The 13,136-nt window shown below is 71.1% G+C and carries 12 protein-coding genes; 8 read left to right on the top strand and 4 right to left on the bottom strand.

The window, feature by feature from the left end:
* Positions 1 to 19: 19 nt before the first annotated feature.
* A complete protein-coding gene (locus FB471_RS07335; RefSeq protein WP_142001649.1) occupies positions 20 to 664 on the bottom strand; it encodes a response regulator in 645 nt (214 codons plus the stop codon).
* A gap of 158 nt (positions 665 to 822) precedes the next feature.
* Complete coding sequence (locus FB471_RS07330) at positions 823 to 2,550, bottom strand: GAF domain-containing sensor histidine kinase (RefSeq protein WP_170220743.1); 1,728 nt, start codon at positions 2,548 to 2,550, stop codon at positions 823 to 825.
* Between the two features lie 167 nt (positions 2,551 to 2,717).
* Here FB471_RS07330 and FB471_RS07325 point away from each other — a divergent pair, with 167 nt between their 5' ends.
* Genes FB471_RS07325 through FB471_RS07315 form a run of 4 tightly spaced genes read left to right on the top strand, consistent with a single transcriptional unit; the run spans position 2,718 to position 5,546 of the window.
* Entirely contained in the window at positions 2,718 to 3,689 is a 972-nt protein-coding gene (locus FB471_RS07325; RefSeq protein WP_141996579.1) for an Acg family FMN-binding oxidoreductase, read from the top strand.
* On the top strand, positions 3,686 to 3,874 hold the full coding sequence (locus FB471_RS34970; protein ID WP_246076281.1) for a hypothetical protein: 189 nt from the start codon (positions 3,686 to 3,688) through the stop codon (positions 3,872 to 3,874). Before FB471_RS07325 ends, FB471_RS34970 begins: the two co-directional genes overlap by 4 nt.
* A gap of 41 nt (positions 3,875 to 3,915) precedes the next feature.
* A complete protein-coding gene (locus tag FB471_RS07320; protein WP_246076280.1) occupies positions 3,916 to 4,635 on the top strand; it encodes a hypothetical protein in 720 nt (239 codons plus the stop codon).
* Positions 4,632 to 5,546: a universal stress protein gene (locus tag FB471_RS07315; RefSeq protein WP_141996578.1), complete on the top strand. Its 915-nt coding sequence runs from the start codon at positions 4,632 to 4,634 to the stop codon at positions 5,544 to 5,546. The genes FB471_RS07320 and FB471_RS07315 overlap by 4 nt, the downstream gene beginning before the upstream one ends.
* A gap of 78 nt (positions 5,547 to 5,624) precedes the next feature.
* Here FB471_RS07315 and FB471_RS07310 read toward each other — a convergent pair whose 3' ends face one another.
* The gene (locus FB471_RS07310; RefSeq protein WP_141996577.1) at positions 5,625 to 6,404 is read right to left on the bottom strand and encodes an SDR family NAD(P)-dependent oxidoreductase; all 780 of its coding nucleotides are present in this window, start codon (positions 6,402 to 6,404) and stop codon (positions 5,625 to 5,627) included.
* Between the two features lie 692 nt (positions 6,405 to 7,096).
* On the opposite strand from FB471_RS07310, the gene FB471_RS07305 reads away from it, so the two are divergent.
* The 3 genes from FB471_RS07305 (at position 7,097) to FB471_RS07295 (ending at position 11,280) form a co-directional block, all read left to right on the top strand.
* A complete protein-coding gene (locus FB471_RS07305; protein ID WP_246076279.1) occupies positions 7,097 to 7,927 on the top strand; it encodes an alpha/beta fold hydrolase in 831 nt (276 codons plus the stop codon).
* Positions 7,928 to 8,075: 148 nt separating this feature from the next.
* Positions 8,076 to 9,503, top strand: a complete 1,428-nt coding sequence (locus FB471_RS07300; protein ID WP_141996575.1) for a M20/M25/M40 family metallo-hydrolase — start codon at positions 8,076 to 8,078, stop codon at positions 9,501 to 9,503.
* A 559-nt stretch (positions 9,504 to 10,062) separates the two neighbouring features.
* Positions 10,063 to 11,280, top strand: a complete 1,218-nt coding sequence (locus FB471_RS07295; protein WP_141996574.1) for a pentapeptide repeat-containing protein — start codon at positions 10,063 to 10,065, stop codon at positions 11,278 to 11,280.
* A gap of 2 nt (positions 11,281 to 11,282) precedes the next feature.
* Here FB471_RS07295 and FB471_RS07290 read toward each other — a convergent pair whose 3' ends face one another.
* Complete coding sequence (locus FB471_RS07290) at positions 11,283 to 12,716, bottom strand: hypothetical protein (protein WP_141996573.1); 1,434 nt, start codon at positions 12,714 to 12,716, stop codon at positions 11,283 to 11,285.
* Positions 12,717 to 12,796: 80 nt separating this feature from the next.
* On the opposite strand from FB471_RS07290, the gene FB471_RS07285 reads away from it, so the two are divergent.
* Positions 12,797 to 13,024 carry a lipase family protein gene (locus FB471_RS07285; RefSeq protein ID WP_281287383.1) on the top strand — a complete coding sequence of 76 codons (228 nt, stop codon included), beginning with the start codon at positions 12,797 to 12,799 and terminating at the stop codon, positions 13,022 to 13,024.
* The last annotated feature ends 112 nt before the right edge of the window (positions 13,025 to 13,136 follow it).

The raw sequence follows: 13,136 nt of genomic DNA, 5'->3' as shown, positions 1-13,136 counted from the left end.
ACCCACCCGGGGCGGGCGGTCAGTCGTGCTGGTGCTTGTCCCGCAGTTTGGTGGCCAGCACGGCGGCCTGGGTGCGGCGTTCCAGGCCGAGCTTGGTGAGCAGGCGGGAGACGTAGTTCTTGACCGTCTTCTCGGCCAGGTACATGCGTTCGGCGATCTGCCGGTTGGTGAGTCCTTCGCCGATGAGCTCGAGCAGGGTGCGTTCGCGTTCGGTGAGGCCGGCCGCGGGCCCGGCCCGCTCGGTGCTGTCGCGGAGCCGGGCCATCAGGGTCGCGGCGGCCCGGTTGTCCAGGAGGGACTTGCCGGAGCCGACGTCGCGCACGGCGTCCACGAGCCGCAGGCCCTGGATGTCCTTGAGGACGTAGCCACCGGCACCGGCGAGGATGGCGTCGAGCATGGCCTGCTCGTCGGTGTAGGAGGTGAGCATGAGGCAGTTCAGCTCGGGTAACCGGGAGCGCAGCTCGCGGCAGAGCTCGACGCCGTTGCCGTCGCCGAGGCGGACGTCGAGGACGGCCACGTCCGGTCGCAGGGCCGGGATCCTGGCCAGGGCCTGTGCTGCCGAACCGGCCTCGCCGACCACGGTCAGGTCGGGTTCGGCCTCCAGCAGGTCGGCCACGCCGCGCCGCACCACCTCGTGGTCGTCGACCAGGAACACCGTGATCATCGGGACACCGCCTTCGCCATCGGACACTCCACCACTGTAGGTCCCCGCCAGGGCATTTCGGCCCGGAGAAAGTCCCCAGCCGTAGGGACCAAGGTCATCAACTCGGCAGTCTCGCGGAGCCGATCCCGGGCTCAGGAGGAGAACACGGCCCTGCCCGGTCAGGTCACCGGTGCGCTCCAGACGAGCCGGGTTCCGCCGTCGGACCCCGGGCTCACGCTCAGGGCGCCGTCCGACTGCCGGGCGCGGTCGGTGAGGTTGTGCAGGCCGCTGCGGGCCACCGTGTCGGGCATGCCGACGCCGTCGTCGGTGACGTCGATGGCGAGGTCGTCGGCGACCGACACGGTGATGGTCACGGTGCTCGCCCTCGCGTGCCGGATGGTGTTGGAGACAGCCTCGCGGACAACGGCTTCGGCGTGGTCGGCGAGGCCAGGGGAGAGGACGCCGAGCGGGCCGGAGACACGGACAGTGGTCTGCAGGGACGTCTCGGCGGTGAGCTCGGCGATGGCGTCGTGCAGCCGTTTGCGCAGCGGGGTGGTGCCGGTGGCGTCGCTGTGCAGGTCGAAGATGGCGGAGCGGATCTCGCCGATGATCCCTTGCGCATCCTCCACCAGCGTGCCGAGCCGTTGCTGCAGGTCGGTGTTGCGGGCGCGCTGGCGGGCGCTCTGCAGGCCGAGGCCGAGCGCGAACAGGCGTTGGATGACATGGTCGTGCAGGTCGCGAGCGATGCGGTCGCGGTCGCCGAGGACCTGAAGCTCGTGCAGCCTGCGCTGGTCGTCGGCCAGTTGCAGCGCCAAAGCGGCCTGTTCGGCGAAGGCGGCGGCCAGCGGGATCTGGTCGGGGGTGAAGGTGGGTTCGCCGGGCCTGCGTACCACGACGAGAACGCCGAAGACCGACTCGGCCGAGGTTCGCAGCGGCAGGACGAGGGCGGGGCCGAACTCCGCGTCGGTGCCGTCGGTGAGGCGGTGGGCCAGCTCGCCGACCCGGCGGGGTGTGGTGTCCCGGAAGGTGGTGCCGGAGGTGGACTCGTCCACCGGGATCCGTGTGCCGGTGAGGCCTTCGGTGTGCTGGCCCGCGCCGACGGCCACGACGAGCTCGGTGACCTCGGGCACGGGTTGGTCGGGGTCTTCGGGCAGGGCGATGAAGGTGTAGTCGGCCGCGGTGAGGCCGAGGGCGCGGTTGGCGATGAGGTGCAGCACGTCGGTGGTGTCGGCGGCGGCGAGCAGTTCGGCGCGGATCTCGCTGGTGGCTTCCTGCCACCGCTGACGGAGCTTTGCTTCCTCGTAGAGGCGGGCGTTCTCCACGGCGATCCCGGCCGCGGCGGCCAGCGCCTGCACGACGACCTCGTCGTCCTCGGTGAAGGCCTGGCCCCCGTCCTTCTCGGCGAGGTAGAGGTTGCCGAAGACCTCGTCGCGCACGCGGACGGGGACGCCGAGGAAGGTGTGCATCGGTGGGTGGTGCTCGGGAAAGCCCACCGAGGCGGGGTGCTGGGAGATCTCCTCGAGCCGGATCGGTTTCGGTTGCTGGATGAGCAGGCCGAGCAGGCCGTGCCCTTCGGGCAGGTGCCCGATGCGTTGCCGGGTGCTCTCGTCGATGCCCTCGTAGACGAACTCGGCGAGCCCGTCCCGGCCGGGTTCGAGAACCCCGAGCGCGCCGTAGCGGCAGTCGACCAGCTCGATCGCGGCATGCACGATCCGGCGCAGCGTGGCATCCAGCTCCAGACCGGAGGACACCGCGAGCATCGCGTCGAGCAGCCCGTCCATCTGGTCGCGGGCATCGACCAACTGCTCCACGCTGTACTGCACCTCACGCAGCAGTTCCCGCAACCGCAGCTGGGACAACGTGCCCCGCAACGAGGCGCCCGGGCCCGGACCCTTCTGAGATGGCATATGCCAAGCCTGGCACCACCGGCCACTACCAGCCAAATCTCCTCGCGGACGGTCCCGGCGCCCTGCTCCCGGGGCACAAAGACCCCTCGACCGAGGACGCTCGCCCCTGCTCCGCGAGGCCGCCGCCCGGCGAAGGTGGACGCAGAACCGATTCCTGGAGAGCCGAGATGACCAGCACCCCACCCCTGAACGACGCGGTGCGTGCCGCACTGGAAGCGGCGGTCCGCGTGCCGTCCCCGCACAACACCCAACCGTGGCGGTTCGAGACCGGCCGCGACGGAGTCGAGGTGTTCCTCGACCGGCAGCGGGTACTCGACGTGGTCGACCCCGATGGGCGGGAAGCCAGGCTCGCCTGTGGTGCCGCGATCTTCAACCTGCGTCTGACCTTGGCCGTGACGGGGTGGGCGAGCGAGGTGAGCCTGTTGCCGGACCGTTGCCTGCCGGACCATCTCGCCACGGTGCGGCTCACGTGGCGGCACCAACCCGGCGCCCGGGAACGGGAGCTGGCGAGGGCGATCGGGCATCGGCGGAGCAACCGGCGCCCGTTCACCGAGCGGCCCGTGCCCCGGTCGGCCCGCGAGTCGTTGATCGAGGCCGCCCGCGTAGAAGGAGCCGAACTGGCCCTGCTGGAGCATCCCGGTGACCTGGACGCGGTGGCCGCTCTGGTGCGCCGTGCCGAGCGCGTGCAGAGCGAGGACCCCGACTTTCAGGCGGAACTGCGGGCGTGGACGGTCAACGGCGGACCGCGGGACGACGGCGTTCCCCTCCTGGCCGGAGGACCGCGGCCGGCGCCGGGCAGCCTGCTCACCCCGCGCCAGTACGACGCGCACGCCCCGGAGCGGCCCTACGAGGGCGAGGTGCTGGTCGGCGTGCTCGGTTCCGGCACCGACACCCCGCTGGCGCACCTGCGTTCCGGGCTGGCGCTGCAACGTGTGCTGCTCACCGGCACCACTCTCGGGCTCAGCGCCTCATTCCTGGCCCAGCCCGTCGAGTTGCCCGACACGCGCGCCGCGTTGCGTGGGCTGCTCGGCGGACGTACGCATCCGCAGACGGTGCTGCGCTTCGGTTACGGCTTCTCCGCACCCGCGACCCGGCGCAGGCCCGTCGACGCCGTCACCCGTCCCCGGGAGTCGCTATGACCTGGTCGGGTATTGAGGTCGCGGCGCTCGCACGGGCCGTGGGCCGGGCGCCCTCGGTGCACCACACCCAGCCCTGGACGGTGGATGTGCGCACCGACTACGCGGACCTCCACGAGCAGCCGGTATCCCTGCCCCGGCACGATCCCGACGCCGGGACCGGCTGGTCTCCTGCGGGGCCGCGCTGAGCAACCTCGAGCTGGCGGCTCGGGCGCCGGGCCGGGACGCCGTGACCAGCGTCCTGCCCGACCCGGGTCGGCCCGCTCTGCTGGCCAGGGTGCACGCGGCGAGCCGGAGCACGGCTACCGCCGCGGAGATCGGCCAGTACACGGCGATCTTCCGGCGGCGCGGCCACCGGAGCCCGTTCGCGTTGCGCCCGGTTCGCGGTGACCTGCTGCGCGCGCTGGCCGCGTCCGCCGCGATCCCGCAGGCACGGGTCCGGATCGTGGACCGGGCCACCGAATCGTCCACGGTGGCCGAACTGTTCGGCTACGCGGCCGCCGTGTACCGCGACGAGCCGGCCTACCAACGGGAGCTGACCGCGTGGAGCGGCAGCTTCCCGCAACCGCCCGCTGTGGAGTCCACCCTGCCGTGGGCCGGACTGGTGCGCCGGGACACCCGGCTGCCTGACGAGCTCACCCTGGCCGACCGGCTGTCCGGGGAGCGGCTGCTGATCGTGCACACCCCGGGTGACTCCCGCCGGGAGCACCTGCTCGCCGGTGCGGCCATGCAACGCGTGTGGCTCACGGCGGTCAGCGCAGGCTTGGTGGCGTCGGTGCTCACGCAGCCACTGCACCTGACCGAGGTGCGTACGGGCCTGGCCGAGCGCCTCGCCCTGGACGGGGTTCCGCAGCTCGTCCTGCGCCTGGGCCACCCGCCGCGCGCCGACGAACATCACATTCCCCTCGCCGCGGGCGCGCGGCGAGACAACCGAAGGAGCCCACGATGACCGACATCCCCACCCGCCGCCTCGTCCTGGCCGGCGTGGACGGATCCCTCTCCGCCGAGCACGCCGTGCGCTGGGCCGCGCTGGAGGCCGCCCGGCGCCAGGTGCCGCTGCTGCTGTTCCACGCCTGCTACGTGCCGCCCACCATGCCCTACGTGCCGGTGTCGCTGCCGCGCAGCTACGGCGACGCGGTCGTGGAGCAGGGCCGGGCCTGGCTGGACGACGCCGAGCGTGTCGCCGTCCGCGCCGCCCCCACGGTGGCGGTCCGCAAGGACCTGCGCACCGGGCAGGCCGCCGACCACCTGATCCGCGAGTCCGCCTCGGCCGGCCTGGTCGTGCTCGGGTCCCGCGGCCTCGGTGGATTCAGCGGCATGCTGGTCGGCTCCACCGCGGTGGCGCTGGCCGCGCACGGGCACTGCCCGGTCGTCGTGGTGCGCGGCCGTACCCCCGACGACCCGCCACCGGAGACCGGGCCCGTCGTCGTCGGCGTGGACGGCTCGCCCGACGGCGACGCCGCGGTGGAGTTCGGGTTCGAGGCCGCCGCGTCGCGGGGTGCCCCGCTGCACGCCGTGCACACCTGGAACGACCTGTCCATGAGCGACACCTGGAGTGTCGCGCCACTCGGTCTGGACTACGACCGGATCGCCGAGGACGAGCGCAGGATGCTGGCGGAGCGGCTGTCCGGGTGGCAGCACAAGTACCCGGACGTCCGCCTGGTGCAGCACACGATCAAGGAACGGCCCGCACGCGGGCTGCTCGCCCGGGCCGAGGGCGCCCAGCTGATCGTGGTCGGCTCCCGCGGCCTCGGCGGCTTCCGCGGCATGCTGGTCGGCTCGACCAGCCAGGCCCTGCTGCATCACAGCAAGTGCCCGGTCGCCGTCGTCCGGCCCGACCGCGCCGTTCTGGCGAGCTGAGCCACGCACGTCCCGACCACGAGCCTGAGCGGGTTGCGCGTTGCGTGTTCACGGGGACCTCGCGCGGACGTGCGTCACTCACGCGGGGAAGGCCGATCGTGCGGAGTAGCCGAAGTCCATGGTCAGTGTCGTGCCGTGGATGCCGGCGGCCTGCGGGGAGGCGAGGAACAGCACGTGTTCGGCGACGTTCTCGGGCCGGTGTACGGGGTAGTCGACGCCGGTGAAGTCATGGCGGTCGAGGTCGCCGCGGCTCATCGGCGTGTCGACGACGGACGGGCAGACGGCGTTGACACGCACCTGGCCGGTGGTCTCCACGGAGAGTGCCCGTGCCAGCTGGACCACGGCGGCCTTCGACGCGCAGTACGGGACCATCCCCGGGGCGGCGACGAGCGCGGAGTCGCTGGCGACCAGCACCGCGGCGGCGTGTGGCGAGCGGCGCAGGGCCGGGAGGGTGTGTTTCAGCGTCAGGTAGGCGCCGGTGACGTTCACGGCGAGGACACGTTGCCAGTCGGTGAGGGAGACATGCTCCAGTGGGCTGCCGACAGGGCCGGAGACCCCGGCGCAGGTGACGACGATGTCGATGCGACCGAGGCGGTGGAGGGTCGAGTCGACCGCGGCGCGCACGGACGTCTCGTCCGTGACGTCCGTGGCGATCGCCAGTGCCGGGAGCTCCCGTCCGCCCGAAGGGTCGTGTCCACGCAGGGCGCTCGCCTGCTCCTGGGCGCCCTCGATGTCACGATCCAGCAGCACGGGCGCCGCGCCCCGGTTCGCGGCCAGCCTGGCGACCGCGGCGCCGATGCCACTCGCGGCGCCGGAGACGAGGACGACGGCGCCGCCGAGGTCCGCGGGAGCGGTCACGGGGTCACCTCGGTGCTCGGGTGGTCGAGGCCACCGTGGACGATGCGCGGGGCACCGACCGGGATGAACGACGTGCTCATCTGGCTCCTTGCCGTCGAGTGGTACGTCCGGATGCCAGCACCGTAGGGGTCCCTTACGGACACACCTAGGACACGCGCGTACGGGTCTTGTCCATGACGGCGCTCGGCAACCGTGCTCCGCGGATGACGATGTCGCCGAGACCGTCTCGGAACTGGGCTGGCTGACCCGACAGGTCGTGGCCGGTTCGCGGACGTTCCAGGCACCCACCGTGTTGAGATAGTCAACAGGCCATGGAACGTGCCGAATACCTCCGGACCACGCTCCCGGATCGCCGTGGTCCCCCGGGCCGAGGGCTCGGTCGGCATCTCCGCGGCCCGACGCGGCCTCACAGAGAGCGATGTGTTGACAAAATCAACAGAACGGGTGCATCCTCCCGGGCCAGGCGCCGTGTATCCGAGTATCCCGAGCACAGACCCAGACAAACCACAACCTGAGGAACCTCCATGACAAGGTCAGCGAATCCCGGCGGGGTCGGCCGGGGACAGGCAGCCAGACGCACGGTTCTAGCCGCCACGGCCGCCGCCGCGGCGGCCGTGGCGCCCGGGACGGCCATGGCCACAACCGGTTCAGCCGCCGCTCCGGAGGCAGCACGGGGCAGGTGCGACCCGTTGGTGCCCGAGCCGATCCCGGCCCAGGCGCCCGCCAGGGAAGGCTTCCTGGACGTGCCCGGCGCGCGGCTGTGGTTCTGGGACACCGGTGGCACCGGACCCGCCGTCGTACTCGTGCACCCGGGCAGCGGTAGCGCCCTGTCGTGGCCTTACCAGCAACCGGTGTTCGCCCGCGCCGGCTACCGGGTGATCGCGTACTCACGGCGCGGGCACTACAACTCCAGCCCGCCTGCGCCGGGCAACCCGGGTGTGGGCGCCACGGACCTGCACGCCCTGGTCGAGCATCTCGGGCTGCGTCGGTTCCACCTGCTCGGGGCGGCGCTGGGCGGTTACTACGCGACGGACTACGCGCTGTTGCACCCCGGGCGGCTGCTCAGCCTCGTCATCCTGAGCAGCTTCATGGGTATCTCCGACCCGGAGTACCTACGGGTCACCGAACGGCTGCGGCCGCCGGGTTTCGGCGATATGCCGCACGACTTCCTCGAGTTGAGCCCGTACTACCGCGCGGCGAATGAGGAGGGCAACCGGCAGTGGAAGGAGATCTCCGATCGCTCGCTGGGTGGGCACTCGGTGGAGATCCAGGAGCTGTCCGAGCCGATCGACTGGCCTCGGCTGGAGACCCTCTCCGTGCGGACGCTGCTCATCGCCGGCGACGCCGACCTGTACCTGCCGCCACCGATCCTGCGGATGATCGCTGCCCACCTGCCGGATGCCGGCACGCTGGTGTACAGCAAGGTCGGGCACTCCGCGAACTGGGAGCGACCGTCGGAGTTCAACCGCGACGTGCTGCGGTTCTGGCGCGGCACCCGGTTCCCCCGCGAGTCCTGCCGCTGATCCGGCACACCGGTCCGGCAGTCCCGGAGCGCGCGCCGTGCCCTGCGGGTGGCATTCCGGCCATTGAGCGCCTGAATGCCCCCATTCAGCACCGGACTCGGCCGTCCGGAGTCTGGACAGGCGGGGTGGCTGGGCGTAGGACGAAAGGATGGGACACGAACGGCCCGAACGCCGGTTGTCCAGCCGGAGGGCTTTCCTTGCCACCTCCGCCACCGCCGCCGCGGGTGCTTCTCTGCTCGGGCAGGCGCCCGCCGTGGCCGAGCCGGCCTTTGGCGGGCCCGGCCGGCGGGTCCGGCCGCAGCGTCCCGATGCCGAACTGCGCGCCATCCTGCGCGAGTTCGACGCGCGGCGGATGTCCGCGATCGTGCACCGGCTGGCCGCCTTCGGCACCCGGCACACCCTGTCCGCCCAAGACGACCCGCGACGCGGCATCGGCGCGGCCAGAGACTGGATCCACCGCACGATGCGACGCCACGCCGCCGCGTCGAACGGAAGGATGACGGTCGAACTCCAGTCCTACCTCCAGCCGCCGGCGCCGCGTATCCCGGTACCGACCCGGATCACCAACGTGATCGCCACCCTGCGCGGTACCGGATCGTCGGACCGGGTCTACGTGGTCAGCGGTCACTACGACTCGCGAGTCTCCGATCCACTCGATGCCACCAGCGACGCTCCCGGCGCCGGTGACGACGCCTCCGGGGTGGCCGTGGTGCTGGAAATGGCCAGGGTGCTGGCCACCCGGGAGCCGGAGGCGACGCTGGTGTTCGCCGCCGTGGCCGGCGAGGAGCAGGGACTCTACGGTTCGCGGCACATGGCCGAGCGGTTCACCGAAACGGGAACCGACGTGCAGGCGATGTTCACCAACGACATCGTGGGCAGCAGCACAGCCGAGGACGGCACCCGCGATCCCCGTACGGTGCGGCTGTTCGCCGAGGGTGTGCCCACAGCCGAAACCCCGGAGGAGGCGGAGATCCGCCGCGCGGTCGGTGGGGAGAACGACTCCCCACCGCGCCAGCTGGCCCGGTTCGTGCGCGACGTCGCGGAGAACCGGGCCACCGGGATGTCGGTGCGGGTGATCTACCGCCGCGACCGCTACCTGCGCGGCGGCGATCACATCCCCTTCCTGGAACAGCGCTACCCGGCCGCGCGGTTCACCGAGCCAGCCGAGAACTACGCGCACCAGCACCAGGACGTCCGGGTCGAGGACGGGGTCCAGTACGGTGACCTCCCTTCGTTCTGCGACTTCGGCTACATCGCCAGGGTCGCCAAGGTGAGCGCCGCGACCCTGTGGTCGCTCGCTGTCGCGCCGGGGACACCGAGCGGCGCCCGGATTCGTACCGACCGGCTGACCAATGACACGGACCTGCTCTGGCAACGCGGTACCGAGGTCGACCTCGCCGGGTACGAGGTGCTGTGGCGGGAAACCACCAGTCCTGAGTGGACACATGTGATCGACGTCGGGGACGTCACCGAGGTGACCGTTCCGCTGTCGAAGGACAACGTGTTCTTCGGGGTGCGGGCCGTCGACCGGTCCGGTCATCGCAGCCCGGTCGCCTTCCCCACGCCGCTGCGTTAGCCGCCGCCGAGTTGCCGCCCGGTCATCCGGCGAGGGCGCGGGACGGCGTGGACCTCTCGACGCTCGCGGAGGTGCACATCGACACCCACGTCCCCGCCGCCGACGTCATGCTCGATGCCGGGCCGGGCCGGGCGTGCGCGTGGGCGGGGCTTCGACGGCACTGAACTCGTTCGCGCTGCACGCGGTCCTGGCTTCCGCGGTCGAGCAGGTCGTGACGGCAGGGGGCGAAGCCTGGGTCTGGCGGTCGAGTTATACCGAGGGGGGCGACGCGCACTCCACGACGCGCTGGTCCTGGCGACAAGGAACCCGGCGCGGCTCGCGCCGGGCGTCCGGCCCGGGGTCGGCGAGTTCCAGGTCGGCGGCCCGGCTGACCTCGTCGTTCTCGATGACACCGGTCCCCAGGGGCTCACCCTGCTCGATGTCGTCCAGTCTGGTCGTTGGATTACCCCCGCGTGTTGATCGTGCAGGACCGGACGGAGATCCGGGGTCATCCGCCGAGAGGGTCGTGACGGTTGTGACCCACTGTTGGGCCAGGGCCTAGCTCGCTAGTGTGCCGTCCGTGACGGATCGGCATGCGGAGATGTTCGCGCGACTAGGGTCCGAACAGGTGGCGGACCGTGTCGCGACGATACGGGAGCTGGAAACGCTGCTGTCCGGGCAAAACGGCGGACACGACGCGATCGTGGACAGGCTCGTCGAGTTCGTGCGCGGGAACGTCGCGCACCCGTGGCTCAATCGTATGGCGCCGATGATGCTGTGGAAGCGCGCCGCGGTACGCCCTGCGCCCGACGTGCAGGCCGCGTTGTCCGTGGTCGCGCGGCGCACGAGTGAACAATGGCTCGACCTGCGTCGGCTCGACCTGCGCGGGGCCGACCTGAGCGAGGCGCGGTTCGCCCATGCCAGACTCGCCGAGTCCGACCTGCACGACGCGTACCTCGGCGGCGTCGACCTGTTCCGTGCCAACATCGGCCGGGCCTTCCTGGCGCGGGCGAACCTGTCGGACGCCAACCTCACGTACGCGACGATGAACAGCTCCACCCTGCGCGAGGCGAACCTGCGTGGCGCACGACTGTCGCACACGTATCTCCGCGGCGCCGATCTCACCGGTGCCGACTGTGAAGGCGCCGAGCTTCAGTACGCCGACGTCTACGGATCCGAACTCGAGGAAACCCGACTGGCGAACGCCAACCTGTCCTACGCCCTGTTCGAACGCGCCACACTGGAGCGTGCGGACCTGCGCAGTGCGCAGGTGTCCTACGCGTCGCTGACCGGCGCGAACATGAAGAATGCCCGGCTGAATGACGCGATCTTGCACTTTGCCGAGCTGAAGAACGCGGAACTCGTCGAGGCGGATCTGACCGGGGCCCACCTCGGCAACGCGCACCTCGATCGCACGAACCTGTCGTACGCGCGACTCACCGGCGCGGACCTACGACTCGCGACGCTCGTGCGTGCCAGGGCCCGGTACGCGAACCTGCGTGGTGCCCGGCTCACCGGCGCCCGCTTGGGGGTGGCGGACCTCGAGCGCGCCGACCTCCGCGACGCCAACCTGAGCGACACCTACATGTTCCGGACGCGACTGCGCGACGCCGACCTTGCCGGCGCCCGGCTGGACGCCGCCGACATGTGGGAGGTTGACCTGACCGGAGCCTGGGGGCTGACGGCCGAACAACTGAGCACGGCGTGGATCCACAAGTCCGTCCGGTTGGACCCCGAGCTGGCCGAACACCCGGTGGTCAAGGCGCGGATCGACGAGACAGAGCACCGGTTCGACTGAGCTTACGCGACGATCCGCAGGCCGGCGAGCTGCTCGAAGCGGGTGCGGAACCGCTCGCCGTGGCTTGGTGGCAGTCCCCAGAGCCGGCCGATCTTCGGCATGGCGTCGGTCATGTGGCGCGACTGCGTCCTGATGTGGGTGAGAAACCGAAGGTCCGGCTTGAAGACCGACCACCACAGCCGCTTGCGCAGGTCGGCGGGTAGCGTCGAGCGGGCGATGCCTTCGAGCGTCGCGACCTCGTCGGGCAGCTGCGGCGGTGTCGCCCGGACGATCCGGCTGGCGACGTGCGCGATCAGCTGGTAGCCGAAGCCGAGCAGTTCGGTCAGCTTGAACGCCTCGCTGCGCACGGCCGTCAGCAGCCGCCGGGACGTGTCGGAGACCTCGCCGAGCGCCAGCGACTCGTCGAGTTCGACTCGGTGCTTACGGAACCCGCGTGCCTTCTCCCGCAGCTCCGCGAGCCGCGGCCAGATCTGGTCGATCCGCCCCGCGTCCGCGAGCGCGACGGCCAGGAAGACCGGCAGCACGAGGTCGGTGTCCTTGGCGAGCTGACGGTAGGCTTCGGTCGCGGCCTCCCCGGTGCGCAGGCGGTCGTCGAGCTCCCAGCAGCGTCGGCAGAAGTGGTGGCGAAACGGCATCCGGGCGGTCGCCGGGGCGTACGGAACGCCCAGCAGGTTGGCGAAGGTCTGGCTCGCGTACGCCCGGTACGTGATGTCCCCGAGGACCGGCCTGCCACTGCGGTCCGACGCCATCGGCAGGTCGTCGAGGTAGGAGTCCGGCACTACCTCGACCTTCGGCGTGAACCAGCGCTGCGCCTCGCGGGGTACGAGCGCCTGCCCGGCTCGGACCGGCCGACCGGTCAGCAGGGACCACGCGTCGGTCACCTGCTTGACCGCGTCCGCCCAGTACGTGCCGTCCGGTCGTGGCCTGCTGTGTACGAGAGGTGCGATCAGATCCCGGTATGCCGCGAGGTTCCGGCGATAGACGGCACTGAGCGGGTCGTCGTGTTCACCTGCCAGCGGCGGCACGCTCACGAAGACGTCGTCGCCGAGGAGGCCGTTGAGCTCCGCGGCCTGCACCAGGTGTTCGCCGGTGTAGTAGACGCGGTCGGTGAGGACGACCCGCTCAGCGACGGTGGCCAGATCCCACAGCGTCAGGGGAGTGAGCCAGGTCCGCTCGCCTGCCAGCAGCCGGGCGGCCGTCACCACCGTTGTCGTGTCGAGGTAGACGCTGTTGCCACGCCTCGGCGGTCGCCAGGCTGTGACGGCCTCGAGGTCCGCGTTGGTCACGTTGCCGAGCACGCCGAGCCCGGCGTCGAGGGCGGACGCGACCACCGGCTCGGCGGCATCCCACCGTTCGAGCCGCCCGGCCACCCCGGCCGCCGATGCCTCGCAGATGTTCAGCATCTCGTCGGCGTTCGCTGCGGACAGCGGATCCATGATGACCTTTCGCGGATGGACTCGGCTCCGCCAGTCAACCATCGCGTGCGGCTGAACGGCCACACCGCCCTTGCCGGACTGTGGCGAACTACCACGGGATGCTCGACGAAGTAGTCCCCTTCCCGCAGAACAAACAGGCGGTCGAAGAATGGTGCTCCCGGGGTGCCTCCGTCGAGGTGACCTGGGTGCCGCTGGCCGAACACGTTTTGGGCGTAGCCCCCTGGTACCTCGCCGGATACGCGTTCCTCAACGACCGATTCGCAGGCAAACCCGCCGTCAACGACTGCGGCACGGTCACCAACAGCTGACAACCACCCGCAGCAGCCAACAGCCGAGACAACCACAACGGGGAGCGTCAGACCAACCACGGCAACTTCCCACCGCGGTTCTGACGCTCCCCACCAGCACTGTCAGCAGCCA

Source organism: Amycolatopsis cihanbeyliensis (genome assembly GCF_006715045.1).
Classification (GTDB): domain Bacteria; phylum Actinomycetota; class Actinomycetes; order Mycobacteriales; family Pseudonocardiaceae; genus Amycolatopsis; species Amycolatopsis cihanbeyliensis.
The sequence above is the reverse complement of the archived record's forward strand: the minus strand, read 5'-3'. Positions and strand labels throughout refer to the sequence as shown.